Origin of the sequence: Burkholderia sp. D-99, from assembly GCF_011605345.1 — a bacterium.
Lineage (GTDB): Bacteria > Pseudomonadota > Gammaproteobacteria > Burkholderiales > Burkholderiaceae > Burkholderia.
In genome coordinates, this window is the sequence record NZ_JAAOXM010000005.1 from 295,874 (window position 1) to 313,784 (window position 17,911).

The window sequence follows — 17,911 nt, forward strand, 5'->3', positions numbered from 1 at the left end:
CCAGTGCGACCAGTGCGGCTAGTGCGGCCAGTGCGACCAGTGCGGCCTGTACGGCCTGTACGGCCAGTGCGCATGCGCTGGCCCGGCCGCGATGCCGCCCGGATACACTGTCGCCTTCGCAGCACGCATCGCCACAGCCTCGCCCGTCATCCCTGGATTCGTGGAGAGATCGCCCATGAGCATCGTCGTTCGTCGAAACCGGATCGTTATCCAACTGTGCCGGGTGCTTATCCCGGGTGCGTTGATCGCTTCCGTCGCCGGTTGCGCGGCGACGGCAGTCGAAGACACTGCCATTGCCCCCGAACTGCATGAAACCGTCGTCAAGATCCCGGTCGACGAAGGGGGGCGCACACGCGACATCGTCGCCACCACCTATATGCCGGACGGCCCTGGGCCCTTTCCGCTGATCGTGCTGAGCCATGGCAGCCCGCCCGATCCGCGCGCACGGCCGAAGGTGGGCCGCTACCGCGCGTTGCCGCAGATCCGGACGTTCGTGCAGCACGGTTTCGCGGTCATCGTTCCGATCCGCCGCGGGTACGGTGCGACGGGCGGTGTCGACGAAGAGGATGCGGGTTCGTGCCGGCATCCCGATTACCTCACTGCCGGCCAGCAGGCCGCCCGCGATGTGCTCGCGGCCGTGCGGTATGCGCAGACGTTGCCGCAGGTGGATCGAAGCCGCATCGTGCTGGTCGGGCAATCGGCGGGCGGCTTCGCGTCGCTGGCGGCGGCAAGCTACGCGCCGCCGGGCGTGGTCGCGGTGGTGAACTTCTCGGGCGGGCGCGGCGGGAATCCCACGACGCATCCCGGCATGCCGTGCGATCCGCAGCAGATGGCCGCCACGATCGGGCATTTCGCGGGCACGACGCGCGTGCCGGTGCTTTGGCATTACGTGCAGAACGACAAGTATTTCGCGCCGGAAGTCGTGGCGACGTGGTTTGCCGCGTTTCAGGCGGCCGGCGGGCACGGCGAAATGATCGTCGAGCCGCCGTTCGGCAAGAACGGCCACGGGATGTTCGCGGTCAAGGAGGCGATTCCGATCTGGCTGCCGCATTTCGAGCAGTTTGTCGGGCCGCTTGTTGCGATGAAGTAGGTGGGTTGGGTGAACAGATCGAATCGGGCCAAGGGTTTTTGAAATGGCCGTTGACGACCGTAAAGGGGGAGTCGTCCATCTCATGCATCGGACGAGACCGCTTCGATCCAGCATCCCGATGAGTGGGGGAGTAGTTTGGAATTCGAAATAATCTTGATGCGAACAGGCAGTCGTGAGGCTGCCGCGTCGCTTGCGCGAGGTTCTGGCGCAAGCAACGCGGCGGCCCCAATCGCGAATCAATCGGTATAGATCACTTTGAGGGTGCCGCCGTGGCTGAGGTCTCCCAGATAGGCCACGACCTTCCGCTTCTGGCCAAGTGCCGTAAGCGCGTTCCCGATCTGGATCAGCAAGGCCGTGTTCGAGGCGTCGACTTCGAACGAATTTCCGCCCTCGTTATTGAGCATGAAAGGAAAGCTGCTCGAGCTCTCCCAATAGCCCACCTGGATGGACTCGACCTCCACGCGTTTCCAATCGTTCGCAGTTTCCGCAAACCGGCGAATTTCGCCGAGTTTCACGTTCGACATAATCCTTCTCCTGATGTGAGTTGATAAACCGAAAACCCGGGTGGTATGGCCGGAATCCGTCCTGCGCGATTTCGGCATCGACAACGTTCATCCCGATCTTCGTGACGGCTCGGGGCGAGTCATGCGCGAAGCGGCTTGCCCACGCATGAAAGTAGGCTGGGCGTGCTGAACGATCAATTACACTCGATTACGGTTGATCCGCTTTAGGAATCCTGGACCGATCCGAGCACGGTACGACCGTTACCGGGAACGCCGTATCCCGTTTCGCGGCGGAATCGTCCGACAGCGAACGGTACTCACCGCCCACGGCTTACCGCTCACCGCCAGCCACCAGCCGCCAGCCACCAGCCACCAGCCACCAGCCACCAGCCACCAGCCACCAGCCACCAGCCACCAGCCACCAGCCACCAGCCGCCCACCGCCCACCGCCCACCGCCAGTCGCCAGTCGCCCGCCGCCCGCCGCCCGCCGCCCGCCGCCAGTCGCTCGCCACCAGTCGCTCGCCACCCGCCACCCGAATCCGAATCCGCCCACCGGATCACACCGGCCGCCCAGTCGCTTGCTCGCCGCTCCCGCCCAAACCCGACTCCAGCCAAACCCGCATCCAGCCGTCAGCTTCCGCCCCCGCCCCCACATCCCGTGGCCGGTTTTGTCACCAGGTGGGCCGAATATGACAATGGAAACCGGCTCGCCCGGCATTAGGATGGGTCACCTCGCCGCCCGGAGCTGGCCGGTTTTGCCGTATCGGCCCCGTAGCGCGCCTCATTCACCGCCTGATTGGAACATCGACCATGAGCTATAACGCCCCCGTCAAGGACATGCTGTTCGTGCTGAAGGAACTGGCCGGCATCGACGCCGTCGCGCAGTTGCCCGGTTTCGAGGATGCCGGTTACGACACGGCGCAGGCCGTGCTCGACGAATCCGCGAAATTCTGCGGCGAGGTGCTGGCGCCGCTGAACGTCGAAGGCGACCGCAATCCGAGCAGCTGGAAGGACGGTGTCGTGACCGCGACGCCGGGCTTCGGCGAAGCGTTCCGCCAGTTCGTCGAAGGCGGCTGGCAGGGGCTGCAGCACCCGTCCGAATACGATGGCCAGGGGCTGCCGAAGCTGATCGCGACGCCGTGCATCGAGATGCTGAACGCGGCGAACCTGTCGTTCGCGCTGTGTCCGCTGCTGACCGACGGCGCGATCGAGGCGCTGCTGACGGCCGGCACCGACGAGCAGAAGCAGCGCTACGTGCCGAAGCTGATCTCGGGCGAATGGACCGGCACGATGAACCTGACCGAGCCGCAGGCGGGCTCCGACCTCGCGCTGGTGCGCTCGCGCGCCGAGCCGCAGGGCGACGGCACGTACAAGGTGTTCGGCACGAAGATCTTCATCACGTGGGGCGAGCACGACATGGCGGACAACATCGTCCACCTGGTGCTGGCGCGCACGCCGAATGCGCCGGAAGGCGTGAAGGGCATCTCGCTGTTCATCGTGCCGAAGTTCATGGTCAACGACGACGGCTCGCTGGGCGCGCGCAACGACGTACACTGCGTGTCGATCGAGCACAAGCTCGGGATCAAGGCGAGCCCGACGGCGGTGCTGCAATATGGCGACAACGGCGGCGCGATCGGCTACCTGATCGGCGAGGAGAACCGCGGCCTCGAATACATGTTCATCATGATGAACGCGGCGCGCTTCGGCGTCGGGATGCAGGGGATCGGCGTGGCCGACCGCGCGTACCAGAAGGCCGCGGAGTTCGCGAAGGAACGTGTGCAGAGCCGCCCGGTGGACGGGTCGGCCAAGCAGTCGGTGACGATCATCCATCACCCGGACGTGCGCCGCATGCTCGGCACGATGCGCGCGCTGACCGAAGGCGCGCGGGCGCTGGCCTACGTGGCCGCCGCGCACAGCGACATTGCCCACCGCCATTCGGACGAGGCGACGCGTGGCCGTCATCAGGCAATCTACGAGTATCTGGTGCCGGTGGTGAAGGGCTGGAGCACGGAGATGGTGAACGACGTGGCGAGCCTGGGCGTGCAGGTGCACGGCGGGATGGGCTTCATCGAGGAGACGGGCGCGGCGCAGTATTACCGCGATGCACGGATCCTGGCGATCTACGAAGGCACGACGGCGATCCAGGCGAACGACCTGGTGGGCCGCAAGACGATGCGCGACGGCGGCGCGGTGGCGAAGGCGCTGATCGCGGAGATCGGCGAGACGGTCGCGGCGCTGGACAAGCTGGACGGCGCGGCGGCCGCGTCGATGAAGGCGCAGCTGGAGAAGGGTGCGAAGGCGCTGTCGTCGGTGCTGGATTACGTGGTGGCGAACGTGAAGCAGGACCCGAACGCGGTGTTCGCGGGCAGCGTGCCGTACCTGAAGCTGGCGGGCGTGGTGCTGTGCGGGTGGCAGATGGGCCGCGCGCTGGTGGCGGCGCAGGCGAACCGCTCGAGCGACCCGGCGTTCTTCGATGCGAAGATCGCGATCGCGCAGCTCTATGCGGAGCACGTGCTGGTGCAGGCAGGCGGGCTCGAAGCGTCGATCGTCGGCACGAAGGGCAACGCAGGCGTGCTCGCGTTGACGGAAGACCAGTTCTGACCGATTGACGGTCGGGACGCAGGAGGAGACAGGATTTTGACCACACAGGACTTGCTCGCGCAGTACGGCCCGCGCGAATCGATGGAATACGACGTCGTGATCGTCGGCGGCGGCCCCGCCGGGCTGTCGGCGGCGATCCGGCTCAAGCAGCTGGCCGCCGAGAAAGGCACCGAGATCGGCGTGTGCGTGCTCGAGAAGGGTTCCGAGATCGGCGCACATATCCTGTCGGGCGCGGTGATGGATCCGCGCGCGATCAACGAACTGTTCCCCGACTGGAAGGAACGCGGCGCGCCGCTCGACGTCGAGGTGACGGAAGACCGCTTCCTGTTCCTGTCCGAGAAAAGCGCGGTCACGACGCCGAACTGGGCGCTGCCCGCCAACTTCCAGAACCACGGCAACTACGTGATTTCGCTGGGCAACGTCACGCGCTGGCTCGGGGCACAGGCCGAGGCGCTGGGCGTCGAGATCTTCCCCGGCTTCCCGGCCGCCGAGATCCTGTACAACGACGACGGCTCGGTCAAAGGCGTCGCCACCGGCAACATGGGCGTGGGCAAGGACGGCGAGCCGACCGAGAACTTCCAGCTCGGCATGGAGTTGCACGCGAAGTACACGCTGTTCGCCGAAGGCTGCCGCGGCCACCTCGGTCGCCAGCTGATCTCGAAGTTCAAGCTCGACGCGAACGCCGAGCCGCAAGCTTACGGGATCGGCATCAAGGAGCTGTGGGAAATCGATCCCGCGAAGCACAAGCCGGGCCTCGTGATCCACACGGCCGGCTGGCCGCTGAAGTCCGATACCTACGGCGGCTCGTTCCTGTATCACATGGACAACAACCAGGTCGTGGTCGGCTTCGTGGTGGGCCTCGGCTACACGAACCCGTACCTGTCGCCGTTCGAGGAATTCCAGCGCTACAAGACGCACCCGTCGATCCGCGCATTCCTCGAAGGCGGCAAGCGCGTGTCATACGGCGCGCGTGCGATTACGGCGGGCGGGCTGCTGTCGCTGCCGAAGACGGTGTTCCCGGGCGGCGCGCTGATCGGCGACGACGCGGGCTTCCTGAACGCATCGCGGATCAAGGGTAGCCACGCGGCGATCAAGACCGGCATGCTGGCGGCCGACGCCGCGTTCGACGCGGTGCAGGCCGGCCGCCAGTCGGACGAACTCAACGCGTACCCGGACGCCTTCAAGCAGTCGTGGCTGTACACGGAGCTGTACCGTGCGCGCAACTTCAAGCAGTGGATGGCCAAGGGGCTGTACCTGGGCACGCTGATGGTCGGGCTCGAGCAGAAGGTGATGGGCGGCAACGTGCCGTGGACGCTGCATCACAAGCATGCGGACCACGAGATGCTGAAGCCGGCATCGCAGTGCGAGCCGATCGAGTACCCGAAGCCGGACGGCAAGCTGACGTTCGACCGGTTGTCGTCGGTATTCATCTCGAACACGAACCATGAAGAAAACCAGCCGGCGCACCTGACGCTGAAGAATGCGAACGTGCCGGTGAACGTGAACCTGCACACGTACGCGGGGCCGGAGGGGCGTTTCTGCCCGGCAGCCGTGTATGAATTCGTGAAGAACGACGACGGCAGCGATCGGCTGGTGATCAACGCGCAGAACTGCGTGCACTGCAAGACCTGCGACATCAAGGACCCGACGCAGAACATCGTGTGGGTCACGCCGGAAGGCGGCGGCGGGCCGAATTACCCGAACATGTAACGCAATGCATCCCCGCGCCTGCGGGCGCGAACGAACCGGAGTGAGACGATGAGCAATGCAGCGAAAGAAGTCGTGGTGGTGAGCGGTGTCCGTACCGCGATCGGTGATTTCGGCGGCAGCCTGAAGGATTTCTCGCCGACCGACCTCGGCGCGAAGGTCGTGCGCGAAGTGCTGTCGCGTGCGAACGTGCCGGGCGATGCGGTCGGGCATGTCGTGTTCGGCCACGTCGTGAACACCGAGCCGAAGGATATGTATCTCGCACGCGTCGCAGCAATCGACGGCGGCGTCGCGCAGCACACGCCCGCGCTGACCGTGAACCGCCTGTGCGGTTCGGGCCTGCAGGCGATCGTGTCGGCCGCGCAGACGATCATGCTCGGCGACGCCGACGTCGCGATCGGCGGCGGCTCGGAAAACATGAGCCGCGCGCCGTACACGGTGCCGGCCGCGCGCTTTGGCCAGCGCATGGGCGACGGCAAGCTCGTCGACATGATGCTCGGCGCGCTGCATGACCCGTTCCAGACGATCCACATGGGCGTGACCGCCGAGAACGTCGCGGAGAAGTACGGCATCTCGCGCGACGCGCAGGACGCGCTGGCGCTCGAATCGCATCGTCGCGCGGCGCGCGCGATCGCGGAAGGGCGCTTCAAGGACCAGATCCTGCCGATCTCGATCCGCACGAAGAAGGGCGAGGTCGCGTTCGACACCGACGAGCACGTGCGTCAGGACGCGAGCGCGGACGATTTCACGAAGCTGCGCCCGGTGTTCAAGAAGGAGAACGGCACGGTGACGGCCGGCAACGCATCGGGCATCAACGACGCGGCCGCGGCCGTGCTGATGATGAGCGCGGACGCCGCACGCGCGCAGGGCGTGAAGCCGCTCGCCCGGCTCGTCGCGTACGCGCACGCGGGTGTCGATCCGGCGTACATGGGCATCGGCCCCGTGCCGGCCACGCAGAAGGCGCTCGAACGCGCGGGCCTGAAGATCAGCGATCTCGACGTGATCGAGGCGAACGAGGCGTTCGCCGCCCAGGCATGCGCGGTCACGCAGGAGCTCGGCCTCGATCCGGCGAAGGTCAACCCGAACGGTTCGGGCATCTCGCTCGGTCACCCGATCGGCGCGACCGGTGCGCTGATCACGGTCAAGGCGCTGTACGAACTGAAGCGCATCGGCGGGCGTTACGCGCTCGTGACGATGTGTATCGGCGGCGGCCAGGGGATTGCGGCGATCTTCGAGAACATCTGATAATCGAACGCTCAGCACCCGAACACACAGGAACTACATGGCCATCGAAATTGTCGGCGTCGTGGGCGCCGGAACCATGGGCAACGGCATTGCGCAGACCGCCGCCGTTGCGGGACTCAATGTCGTGATGATCGACGTCAGCGACGCCGCGCTCGAGAAAGGCATCGCGACGCTGAAGGGCAGCCTCGAGCGGCTCGTGTCGAAGGACAAGCTCGACGCAGCCACACGCGACGCGGCGCTGGCGCGCATCACGACGTCGACCGACTACGCGAAGCTCGCGTCGGCCGATATCGTGATCGAAGCCGCGACCGAGAACGTCGAGCTGAAGGGGCGCATCCTGAAGCAGATCGAGGCCGTCGCACGGCCCGACGCGATCATCGCGACCAACACGTCGTCGATCTCGATCACCGCGCTCGCGGCGCCGCTCGCCGATCCGGCGCGTTTCGTCGGCATGCACTTCTTCAACCCGGTGCCGCTGATGCCGCTCGTCGAGATCATCCGCGGGCTGCAGACGAGCGACGCGACCGCGTCGGCGGTGCGCGAGCTGACCGAGCGTTTCGACAAGTCGCCGATCGGCGTGCGCAATTCGCCGGGCTTCGTCGTGAACCGGATTCTCGTGCCGATGATCAACGAGGCGTTCTTCGTGCTGGCTGAAGGCATCGCGTCGGCCGAGGAGATCGACGCGGGGATGAAGCTCGGCGCGAACCACCCGATCGGGCCGCTCGCGCTGGCCGACCTCGTCGGCCTCGACGTCTGCCTCGCGGTGATGGACGTGTTCGTGAAGGACTTCGGCGATCCGAAGTATCGTGCGTGCCCGCTGCTGCGCGAGATGGTGACGGCTGGAAGGCTCGGGCGCAAGACCGGGCGCGGGGTGTACGACTACAGCAAGTAAGCAGAGGACCGGAAAGTCTTCAACGCGGGTGGCGAGTCGTGCCGGATGGTGTAGTTCATCCGGTGTGGTTCACCACCCGCGTTTTTCATTTGGAGCGGGTGGAGGAGCCTCACGTTTTCCGATGCCGGCTCAAGCAGATCCACTGTCGATGAAAAGAGACAAAAGGATGCCGTGGATCGAGTTCGTTATCCTGACTGTTTTCTCCTCGTTTCGAGTTCAATGGGCGAGGAAGCACCGTGATTGATCGCGGATTCGATGAGTGCGGCATCGGGCGCCATCGAGGCGCCCGGTGCCGATCCGACGCACACGCCGATCAGGTCTGGATCGTGTTCATCACATTGGCCGGCGTGACGGGATCGAACACCACCGTTTCGGGAATCGCGGTGGCGCCCGAATGGACGCTCAGGTAGTTCGCCGTATCCCTCGCCTGCCGCGCGCCGATACGACAGCGCGATCGACACGCTCCGCGCGTCGATCGGCGGCGACGACCCGACGCAACCTGTACATGAATTTCAAACGCAACGGCTGGGCGTATTTCGGGCTGACGCAGGCGTATGAACGCGAGGGGATCGAGAACCCGACGCCTGACCAGCGGAAGGACTACGACAGCGCACGGAAACGGCTCGCCGAATACTGTCCGCCGGGCAGTGGGGCATGCGCTTTGTCGCTCGACCGGATGCAGGCGTGCCGTGTCGGCCGGCTGAATTGTTTCTCTAATCGATTTAAATCATAAAATAGTTAAGCTAATTAACGAGGATATCTTTCATATCGATTAAATTGACGTTTCAATATGTAATGTTATATCTTGGTTGCCCAAAAACAATCGAGAGAAAATAAAGTGGCAATAAACGAGGTGCTTCAAAAAAGCCGCCGCTGGTCGGCCATCGTCGCGTGGTCGGTATTCGCCGGACTGGCCGGCGCCGCGTCGGCCAATACCGAGCCGGCGCAGCAGACGCAACCCAGGCAGGCGCGCATGCCTCGCGTGCCGCAGAATCTGCCCGTGTCGCCCGAGCAGGCGCAGTACAACCTGCCGCTCAGCGAGCAGGATCGTGCGGCACTGACCAAGCCTTCGCCGCTCAAGCAGCCGGCCACGCGCAACAAGCGCAGCACGTCGGGCGCCGATTGCCGTGACATGTCGGTAATGATCCAGTATCGCGGCGCGGCACTCGCCGATTACATCGCGAATCTTCCCGATTACGAATGCCATTACGGCCTGTTCTCGGTCGATAAAGCGCAGGCCACACAGATCTTCAATGCCGAAAACGTGCACGCCGTCGCGGGTCGTTTCGTGCAGGAAATCTATAAATACGATGCGAGCAATTTGATTCTGGTCAATTTGCTGATTTACCTGCGTGCCGCTTATTACCAATATGATGTATCGGGCATTGCGAACCCGATTCCGGATCTCGCCGTGTCGCTGCGCCCGTATATCAAGCAAAGCCTGGAGGGCGATGCGCTCTATCGCGACAATTCGCGTGCGCCGAGCACCGCGAACGAGCTGATGAAGCTCGTCACGAACATGCGGGACGAAGCGTACTACCTGCCGACGCTGAAGAACCGCATCGCGTCGTACACCGTGAGCGCGGCGAATCCGCAGGCGGCGGCGCCGCTGTTGCAGCGCAGTGCGGCGGGCGGCTTCACCGGCTTGCTCACGGTGTTCTTCTACGCGCACCAGCGCAGCGGCGCGCAGCCGATGCTCGACAGCGACGCAACGCTCCCGGAGACGCTCAACCGCTTCGTCACCGCGAACCGCGCGAGCCTGTCGAACACGAGCGCCGCCTATCAGCTGGCCGACGCAGCGCGCGAAACGTTTCGCTTCCTCCGCTATCCGACGCAGAAGCCGCGCGTGAAGAAAATGATCCAGGACATGCTCGCGTCGACGAGCATGACGGGCGCGGACAGCGATCTCTGGCTCGCGGCGGCGGAAGCGGTCGACTACGGCGATTCGGGCAACTGCGCGGATTACGGCACCTGCGACTACAAGAAGTGGCTGGCCGACACGGTGCTCTCGAATCGCTACGCTTGCAACGCGGGCGTGCGCATTCTCGCGCAGGACATGACGATGCCGCAGCTGCAGTCGGTCTGCACGGCGGTCGCGCGGCAGGACGACTACTTCCACCGGATGATGAAGACCGGGCGCAAGCCGGTCGCGGGCGATCGCAACGATACGATCGAACTCGTCATTTTCGATGACTACGCGAACTATCGAAAATACGCGTCGGTGATCTACGGCATCAGCACCGACAACGGCGGCATGTATCTCGAGGGCGATCCGTCCGCGCCCGGCAACCAGGCGCGCTTCATCGCGCACGAGGCATCGTGGCTGCGGCCCGAGTTCAAGGTGTGGAACCTCGAGCACGAGTTCACGCACTACCTCGACGGCCGCTACGACATGGCGGGCGACTTCTCGGTGAGCACGGCGAAGCCGACCGTGTGGTGGATCGAAGGCGTTGCCGAGTATCTGTCGAGAAAGAACGACAACCAGGAGTCGATCGACGCGGCGCGCGCGGGCGCGTACCGGTTCTCGGACGTGCTCGGCACGCGTTACGCGTCGAGTGACTACGTCACCCGCGCGTACCGGTGGGGCTATATGGCGACGCGCTTCATGTTCGAGCGCCATCGCGCGGACGTCGACACGATCGTGTCGCGCTTCCGGGTGGGCGACTACGACGGCTACGCAAACTATGTCGCGTACATCGGCAATCGCTACGACACCGAGTTCGCCGACTGGGCGCGCAACGCGACGACGGCGGGCGAGCCGCCGGTGCCGGCGAAGCGCTGACCGGCACGGGCCGGCGCCGCGTGACCGGACGCCGGCCACCGGCCGCCGTGGCGCCCAGCCCACCAGGGCAGGGAGCAGGAAGCGGCCCTCGAACGGGCGTTCGAGGGCCGCGGCGCGTCGGCATGACGCGCCGCCACCGCGCTAGCGATCCATGCCGGTATCGGCTACATAGTTCGCGATGCTGAAGAAACGATAGTCGCTCAGCAGATCCGGCGCCGGGAACCCCTCCGGATGAATCCGCCCGTAAATCGGGCTGTCGGGGCGCAGGCCGGCCAGGGTCAACGCGAGCGTGAATTCGTTGAACGGCGCCATGAACTGACGCGACACGAAATGCATGCCCCAGTTGAACACCGACGGAAGCTGCTCGGTGCGCAACCACGTGTCCGGCCCGCCCGGCGCACGCGCGCACAGGTTCTCCGCCCACGGGCTATGTCCTTCCACGATGAGAAAGCCATGCTTGGCGTGGCGCTTCCAGCGGGTCAGGAAATCGATCAGGTCCGCAGCCGCCACGTAACCGGGAACCAGGCCTTCCGCGTCGCTGTACGCCACCTTGAACGCGCGCTTGATCTGGTCGAGCGTAATCGGCAACTCGGCCTGATTCGATACCGTCAGGACACCCGCATAGTGCTGATCGACAACCGCGTGCAGGCGTGCCCGGTCGACGGTGCGGAGATGGCGCTCGAGGATCGCTTCGGCGGCGTCCTTGCGCCGGATGCTCAACCGGCGGTTGTGGACCAGGAACATGAAGGTGTGCAGCAGGTCGCTCAGCCGCACCGGGCGCACGCTGCCGTCTGGCTGCCCGACGGTCAGGCCGCTTTCGGCCACGGCTTCGTCGTAGCGGTCGGGCTGGGAGATGTCGGCGGCGATCACGCGTACCTGCACGCCGGGGATGTCCTTCAGCGCGGATAGCGTGGCGGCGGCGCGGCCGCGCGCGGATTCGTTGTAGTCCGCGCCGATCACGAGCAGCGGATAGTCCGCGAGGTGCCGGCCGCGCCGTGTCGACGTGATGACGTATTCCGCGAGGCGCTTCACCGCGCTGCCGTCGCCGCAGCCCATGTCGGCGATGCCGGCCGGCTGGCGATCCAGCGGCGTGTCGTCGAACAGCGCGCGCAGGATTTTCGTCGTGATTTCCTGCGACGCCGGCCCGGACCCGGCGCCGCTCGACGCATATACGTTCATCACCCGATCGATGTGGCCGTCGCTGTCGATATCGAGCGGATCTGGGTTGCCGAACAGGAGATCGTCGAGCAGCGCATACGAACGCAGATACGACGCGGGCAGCCCCGCGTAAGGGGCGGCGATCGGCCGGTGAATCCGGCCCGACTCGGTTAGGCGCACTTTCTCGCGATCGATTTCCGCCATGCCGAACTTGCCCATCAGCGCCCATGCCGCGTCCAGGACGACAGGATCGGCTTGTGCCCAGGCGCGCAACGCGACCCCGCCGGGCTGCTCGTCGAGCTTGCCGAGGATGCCGGGAGCGGACTGCGCGTACTGGCCGCCCGGCTGCCTGTCGAACACCGGCATATCGAGCGCGACCCAGGTCGGGCCCAGCAGCAGGCCGTCCATCGCCGTGCGCAGCTGTCCATTCGCCTGGCGTTCCAGGTCGGTGGCCGGGGGCGCAAGCTCCGGCCAACCCGCCACGCAGGTCCGCGCGAGCCGCGCATACAGCAGGCTGTCTTCGGCCGCTACGCGTGTTCGATGCAACAGCGCGTGCAGATGCTGGAGCACCGAGGTTGCATTCGCCAGTTGTTCGAACAGCGGCCGGGCGTGCTCGACGCACGCGACGACATATTCACCGGCCGGGGTGAGCGCATAGTCGGCGTCTTCGTCGCCGCGATCGAGGGTCAGCCAGCCGGCGAGGCTCAGCAGGTTGAAGGCGCCCCACAGAATCCCCAGGTTACGGGTCGGGTCGGGCTGGCGGGACTCCGCGAACGCGCGCATCGCGCGCGGCGCGCCGGCCCGCAGGCCGTGGAATGCGCCGGCAAACACCAGGCGCGCCAGCGTCGGCACCAGCACGATGCCGTTCGCCCAGTTGCAACTGCGCGTATAGGCCATCACGCGCTGTGCGTCGTGCCGGCCGATGCGCAGCGTGGCCGCATGGGTGTGTCGTTCGAGCTTGACCGGCAGCGCCATGTCGAGCACCTCGACGCCGATCGCGGTGCCGGCCGGCAGGCCGAGCAACGTGCGCGTTTCGTCGGGATAGGCGTCGAGATAGTGTTCGAGCTGCCGGGCCAGTGCGGTGGTGGAATCACCAAGGTCGAATCGGGCATGCATGTTGGGCGGTCTCACAGGTTCGAAGGTTGGGCTGCAACGGGTGAAGGTGTATCCGGATCGGCGTGCGCCGCGGCAACCGCCGGCGCGGTGCCGCGGGTCCGGGGCGCGAGATGGGCGGCCAGCGCGCGAATGGACGGGTAGTCCCAGACCGCGGACGGATCGACGCTCACGCTGAACGTCTCGCTGAATACGATCGTCATTTCGACGGCGAGGATCGAGTCGAAGCCGATCTCGGCGAACGTCGACTCGCGCGTCAAGCGAAGCTTGCGGTGCTTGAGGCGCTCGCCGAGCCACGCGATGAGCCATTGTTCGACGGCATGAATATGCTGGCGATCGATGAGGCTCGCCGGCTCGCTCACGATCGGGGCCGCCGCCGAAGCGGTGTCTTCGCCGGCCGGCGCGTCGGGCGCGCGGGAGGCCGAATACGCGTCGCCATTGGGGTCCAGCAACGGATCGACGTGTTGGCTTGCGCCCGGGATCGTTTGCTCGATCGAGCCGATCTCGAACCCGATGTGCGCTGCCCAGTCGTTCAATTCCACCGACGTGGACAGTGCGGATCGCAGGCCGACCTGCCGCTGCGCCGCTTCGATCGCGAGTTCGTACCGGCTCTGCGCCCAGCGCAGCGCGCCGTCACCGATGCGCTGCTGCGCAGCCGCACGTTCGATTACCGCCAGCAGCAATCCCCATTGTGCGACCGTGCCGAGCCAGTAATTGACCCAGACGGCGGCATGCGCGGCGCCGCCGAGTTTCGCCGCATTGGCGAGCCCTTCCTGCGACAGCTGTGCGCCCAGCTCGCGCAGTTCCGTGGCTAGCACGCCGGCGCCCAGCGCACTTTCCAGATAGCGCGGCAGATCGTCGCTCCCGTTGAGCAGGCGGCTGCCGAGGTGAACCAGCAGCGTTTCGGTCGGCCCCTCGAAGATGCGGGTCAGGCGCGCGTCGCGGAAGATCTGCGGCGCGAAGTTGGTCTCGATGTAGCCGCGGCCGCCCAGGAACTGCATCAGCTCGTCGGCGGATTGCGACAGCAGCTCGGAGCCGAGAATCTTCGCAATCAGCAGGCAGTCTTCAGGCAGCGCGACGCCGAGGTCCAGTTCGGTGGCCAGGTGCCCGACCAGCGCGTCGAGCGCGTCGATGCGGTTCCGCAGCTCGCCCAGGCGCAGGCGGCTCAACGGATTGTCCAGCAGGAGCCCGGTGCCGACCTCGCGCCGCGCCCCGTAGCGATGCATCAGCTGCGCACAGCGTTTCATTCCGCCCACGCAGACGGCAGCGATGCCGAGGCGCGCAATGTTCATCGCGTGCTGTGCCACGGACATCCCTTGCCCGATGTCGCCGAGCCGGTACGCGTCGCTGATCCGCGCCTGATCCAGATGCAGCGAATTCTGGATCATGCCGCGCACGCCCATCGTCAGCTCCTCGGCGCCGATCCGCACGCCCGGCGTGCCGGGTCGCACCGCCAGGCCGACCATCCCCGCGCCGTCGGCCTGCTTCGCGAACACGTTGATGATCCCCGCCCACGCGGACGAGCCGCTCCAGCGCTTGGTTCCGGTGACCAGCCAGTCGCCGGACTCGATGCGCTGCGCGCGGGAGGCGATCGCACGCACATGCGAGCCCGCGGCCGGCTCCGTGATCGCGAATGCGGCGAGCATCCGGCCGCTCGCGAGGCTCGGCAGCAGTTCCTCGCGCAACGGCTGCTGCGCATGCTGCATGATCGGCACGATGCCGAGCGTGTTGTTCAGGGCGACAAAAAAAGCCAGCGTCGAATCGATCGCGGCCAGTTGCGCATACACGCGCGACATGTCGCGCTGGCCAAGGCCGAGGCCGCCATGCGAACGATCGATCGGCATGCCGAGCAGGCCCCGGTTCCCGAAATCGAGCACGATGTGCGGCGGAATGGTGCGTCGCTCGTCGATGGTTCGTGAATCGATCCGCGTGCGGGCGTAGTGCCTGAGCCAGTCGTTCAGTTCGTCGACGGTGGCGCCGTCATCGCGCCGGCGATCGTTGGCCGCCGGCTTGTCGACATCGGCTGCCGGGCGCGCGGGCTGCCGAGAGTCGGGTGCCGGCGTTTGCGTGCTGCCCTCGACGTCCCACTGCGCGAGGATCGTCAGCGCGCCATCGTGCAGCTGCGTGCGGCACGTGCTGCGGCGCACCTTGCCGCTCGACGTCTTCGGCACGCTGCCGGGCGATACCAGCACGATCCGGCTCGGGCCGATGTCGAGGCGGTTCCAGATCGCCTCGCGAATCGCGTCGATGAAGCTGTCGAGATTGCCCTTGCGCTGCGTGCGCTCGACCTCCGCCACGACGATCAGGCGCTCCGCGTCGACCTGATCGTCCATGAAGGCCGCGCAACCGTTCGGCACCAGTTCCGGCACGCCGACGATCAGCGCGTACTCGATGTCTTCCGAGTAGTAGTTGCGGCCGGCGAGAATCACCATGTCCTTGAGCCGGCCGGTGACGTACAGTTCGTCATCCAGAATGAAGCCGAGATCGCCGGTGCGCATGAACGCCTGATTGCGGTCGCCGGCCAGCGTGTGCGTGAAGGTCGCATGCGTCTGCTCGTCCAGACGCCAGTAGCCGGCGGCGACGCTCGGGCCGGCCACGCAGATTTCGCCGATGGTCCGGCCGTCGCATCGCGCGTTGGTTTCCAGGTCGCGCACGATCACCTGTTGTTCGCCGTCGGTGCGGCCCACGCTGACCAGGACCCGCTCGCCGGGGCGATCCAGCGGCTGCGGCGACACGCCGAGGAACGCGCTGCGCAACACCACCGATTGCCGCTGGAGCGCGGCCTGGTCGACGCACAGCGTGCGGACCGGATGCTTCTCCGTGCAGCCGGCGACGTACAGCGTGCCCTCCGCGAGCCCGTAGCACGGCAGGAAACCGTCGGCGGCGAAGCCTGCTGCCGCGAAGCGCTGCGCAAAATCCGTCAGGGTGCTGGCGCGCACCGACTCGGCGCCGTTGTAGGCGACCCGCAGGCACGACAGGTCGAGCGTCGCCAGCTGTTCGTCGGAGATCCGCCGGCAGCACATCCGGTACGCGAAATCGGGCGCGCCCGTCAGGTCCGCGCGGTGCTGGCTGATCGCACGAAGCCACAGGTACGGATGCTGGATGAAGCGTTCGGGGGCCATCAGCACGCTACGGAAGCCGCCATAGAGCGACGTCAGGATCACGCTGATCAGGCCCATGTCGTGATACGGCGGCAGCCAGCTGACGATCGTGCTCGACTCGTCATAGGCGAGCCATTCGCGCATCAGTCCCAGGTTGTGCATCAGGTTGCCGTGCGACACCATCACGCCCTTGGGGCTGCCGGTGGTGCCCGACGTGTATTGCAGAAACGCGATGTGGGACGGCTGCACGGCGGCGGGCGAATCCACGGGAGCCAGCGCCTGCGCGCCGCCGACGTCGAGCAGTGTGCTGCCGGACGCGTCGGTATCGGCGAGCCAGGTCGTGCAGCGCGCATGGTCCTCGGCCGAGCACAGGATCGTGTTCGCGCCCGCGTTCTCGACGATGCCGGCGATCCGCACCATGTGCTGCCTGTTGCGCGGCGGGTAGGCGGGCACCGCGATCGCGCCCGCATACAGGCATCCCATGAAGGCGCTGACGTAATCGAGCCCCGGCCGGCACAGCAGCAGTACCCGGTCGCCGATGTCGACCGCGTTCTGACGCAGCAGCGCGGCGACCCGGCGGGCGCGTGCGTCGAGCGCCGCGAAGGTCATCGATTCGGCCCGTTCCTGCTCGGGCGGCCCGCTCAGGAACACGTAGGCGGTTTTGTCGCCGAGTGTGGCGGCCCGGTTCTGAAGCAATTCGCTGAGCGTAGTCGGCAAGGTCGCAGTGGTCATGATGTCGTCGGAAGAGGAATGAAAACAGCGAGCAGCGGCCTGGCGCCGGCCGGCGCCCGTGCGTTGCCGCGGCGGACATCCGGGTACGGCTATTCGGCGCGATGGAACAGGTCGATCATGTGCGTCATGCTTTTGAGATGCAGGAAGCTTGGCACGACCTTTTCGCTTCTTGCCGCGTAACGGGCCGTCCACTGGCGGGCCAGTTCCTGCGTGGCGGCGGCGTTGCCGCGAACCGCACGTGCGTCGGCCTCGCGCGCATCGAGACACGCACGCGCATGCCGCGCGGCCGATCGGGCGAGCTCGCCGGTGAGGATGCCGTGGTGCCCCAAGGCAAGCCTCGGCGCATGCAGCTGCTCGATGACGTCCAGCGAGTGCCGATACGCAAACAGATCCTGAAAGACCAGCGGCAGCCAGTGCGTGGCGCCGTGAAACTCGCCGAGCGCATCCGACACGAAACCGATGTCCAGCTGCGGGCAGTAGTAGCCGAACTGGCAGCGGCTGTGGCCCGGCAGCGCGATCGTGCGGATCTGCATCCCGGCGCCGATATCGAGCTGTGCGCCCGGATTGACCGGGTAGAACGGCAGGTCGGACAACTCGGTGAAATCGGCGTCGACGGCGGGCGCCCACGACCGTGACGCGTGCGCGTCGAGCTGACGGATGGTGCGGCAGGCCGACGGGCTCTGGAACGCATCGAACGCGTCGGGCGAACCGGATACATGGAGCCACGGCATGCGCGACTTGAGCGTCATCAGCAGGCTGCAATGGTCGTAGTGCGAGTGGGTGATCAGCCAGTAGCGCAAATGCCGGATGCCGCCGAAGTCCCTTAGCAGATCGTGAAGCTGCTGCCATACGAGCGCCGTCATGCCGCTCAGGCCGCCCTCGATCAGCGTCGCGGCCTCGTCATTGACGATCACGTACAGCGGCACGTCGGCCGTGCCGACGAGGGCCAGCCGCGAATCGATCCACCCGGGAGATGCGTTCAGCAT

At 66.2% G+C, this 17,911-nt stretch carries 12 protein-coding genes; 7 read left to right on the forward strand and 5 right to left on the reverse strand.

The window, feature by feature from the left end:
• Positions 1–91: 91 nt before the first annotated feature.
• Positions 92–1,090, forward strand: a complete 999-nt coding sequence (locus HAV18_RS20910) for a S9 family peptidase (RefSeq protein ID WP_166959231.1) — start codon at positions 92–94, stop codon at positions 1,088–1,090.
• A gap of 236 nt (positions 1,091–1,326) precedes the next feature.
• Here HAV18_RS20910 and HAV18_RS20915 read toward each other — a convergent pair whose 3' ends face one another.
• Positions 1,327–1,614 carry a hypothetical protein gene (locus tag HAV18_RS20915; RefSeq protein ID WP_166959233.1) on the reverse strand — a complete coding sequence of 96 codons (288 nt, stop codon included), beginning with the start codon at positions 1,612–1,614 and terminating at the stop codon, positions 1,327–1,329.
• A gap of 790 nt (positions 1,615–2,404) precedes the next feature.
• Here HAV18_RS20915 and HAV18_RS20920 point away from each other — a divergent pair.
• The 4 genes from HAV18_RS20920 (at position 2,405) to HAV18_RS20935 (ending at position 8,039) form a co-directional block, all read left to right on the forward strand.
• On the forward strand, positions 2,405–4,195 hold the full coding sequence (locus tag HAV18_RS20920) for an acyl-CoA dehydrogenase (protein ID WP_166959235.1): 1,791 nt from the start codon (positions 2,405–2,407) through the stop codon (positions 4,193–4,195).
• Between the two features lie 81 nt (positions 4,196–4,276).
• On the forward strand, positions 4,277–5,905 hold the full coding sequence (locus HAV18_RS20925) for an electron transfer flavoprotein-ubiquinone oxidoreductase (RefSeq protein ID WP_407062437.1): 1,629 nt from the start codon (positions 4,277–4,279) through the stop codon (positions 5,903–5,905).
• Positions 5,906–5,953: 48 nt separating this feature from the next.
• Positions 5,954–7,147: a beta-ketothiolase BktB gene (gene bktB / locus HAV18_RS20930; protein WP_166959239.1), complete on the forward strand. Its 1,194-nt coding sequence runs from the start codon at positions 5,954–5,956 to the stop codon at positions 7,145–7,147.
• 37 nt (positions 7,148–7,184) lie between these two features.
• Positions 7,185–8,039: a 3-hydroxybutyryl-CoA dehydrogenase gene (locus HAV18_RS20935; RefSeq protein ID WP_166959241.1), complete on the forward strand. Its 855-nt coding sequence runs from the start codon at positions 7,185–7,187 to the stop codon at positions 8,037–8,039.
• Positions 8,040–8,224: 185 nt separating this feature from the next.
• Here the strand turns inward: HAV18_RS20935 and HAV18_RS20940 are convergent, their stop codons facing one another.
• Complete coding sequence (locus HAV18_RS20940) at positions 8,225–8,500, reverse strand: hypothetical protein (RefSeq protein WP_166959243.1); 276 nt, start codon at positions 8,498–8,500, stop codon at positions 8,225–8,227.
• A 44-nt stretch (positions 8,501–8,544) separates the two neighbouring features.
• Here HAV18_RS20940 and HAV18_RS20945 point away from each other — a divergent pair, with 44 nt between their 5' ends.
• Both HAV18_RS20945 and HAV18_RS20950 read left to right on the forward strand, forming a co-directional pair.
• Positions 8,545–8,772 carry a hypothetical protein gene (locus HAV18_RS20945; RefSeq protein WP_208102052.1) on the forward strand — a complete coding sequence of 76 codons (228 nt, stop codon included), beginning with the start codon at positions 8,545–8,547 and terminating at the stop codon, positions 8,770–8,772.
• A 111-nt stretch (positions 8,773–8,883) separates the two neighbouring features.
• On the forward strand, positions 8,884–10,821 hold the full coding sequence (locus tag HAV18_RS20950; protein WP_166959773.1) for a collagenase: 1,938 nt from the start codon (positions 8,884–8,886) through the stop codon (positions 10,819–10,821).
• A 141-nt stretch (positions 10,822–10,962) separates the two neighbouring features.
• Here the strand turns inward: HAV18_RS20950 and HAV18_RS20955 are convergent, their stop codons facing one another.
• The 3 genes from HAV18_RS20955 to HAV18_RS20965 all read right to left on the reverse strand — a co-directional run bounded on the left by HAV18_RS20955 (position 10,963) and on the right by HAV18_RS20965 (position 17,911).
• Positions 10,963–13,095: a hypothetical protein gene (locus HAV18_RS20955; protein ID WP_166959245.1), complete on the reverse strand. Its 2,133-nt coding sequence runs from the start codon at positions 13,093–13,095 to the stop codon at positions 10,963–10,965.
• Between the two features lie 11 nt (positions 13,096–13,106).
• Positions 13,107–16,925 carry an AMP-binding protein gene (locus tag HAV18_RS20960; protein ID WP_166959247.1) on the reverse strand — a complete coding sequence of 1,273 codons (3,819 nt, stop codon included), beginning with the start codon at positions 16,923–16,925 and terminating at the stop codon, positions 13,107–13,109.
• A gap of 89 nt (positions 16,926–17,014) precedes the next feature.
• Entirely contained in the window at positions 17,015–17,911 is an 897-nt protein-coding gene (locus HAV18_RS20965) for an MBL fold metallo-hydrolase (RefSeq protein WP_166959249.1), read from the reverse strand.

Coding starts and splice junctions, on each gene's coding strand:
- HAV18_RS20910 (WP_166959231.1), top strand. CDS start 92: ATGCCGCCCGGATACACTGTCGCCTTCGCAGCACGCATCGCCACAGCC.
- HAV18_RS20915 (WP_166959233.1), bottom strand. CDS start 1,614: ATGTCGAACGTGAAACTCGGCGAAATTCGCCGGTTTGCGGAAACTGCG.
- HAV18_RS20920 (WP_166959235.1), top strand. CDS start 2,405: ATGAGCTATAACGCCCCCGTCAAGGACATGCTGTTCGTGCTGAAGGAA.
- HAV18_RS20925 (WP_407062437.1), top strand. CDS start 4,277: ATGGAATACGACGTCGTGATCGTCGGCGGCGGCCCCGCCGGGCTGTCG.
- bktB (WP_166959239.1), top strand. CDS start 5,954: ATGAGCAATGCAGCGAAAGAAGTCGTGGTGGTGAGCGGTGTCCGTACC.
- HAV18_RS20935 (WP_166959241.1), top strand. CDS start 7,185: ATGGCCATCGAAATTGTCGGCGTCGTGGGCGCCGGAACCATGGGCAAC.
- HAV18_RS20945 (WP_208102052.1), top strand. CDS start 8,545: ATGAATTTCAAACGCAACGGCTGGGCGTATTTCGGGCTGACGCAGGCG.
- HAV18_RS20955 (WP_166959245.1), bottom strand. CDS start 13,095: ATGCATGCCCGATTCGACCTTGGTGATTCCACCACCGCACTGGCCCGG.
- HAV18_RS20960 (WP_166959247.1), bottom strand. CDS start 16,925: ATGACCACTGCGACCTTGCCGACTACGCTCAGCGAATTGCTTCAGAAC.
- HAV18_RS20965 (WP_166959249.1), bottom strand. CDS start 17,911: ATGCTGAACGCATCTCCCGGGTGGATCGATTCGCGGCTGGCCCTCGTC.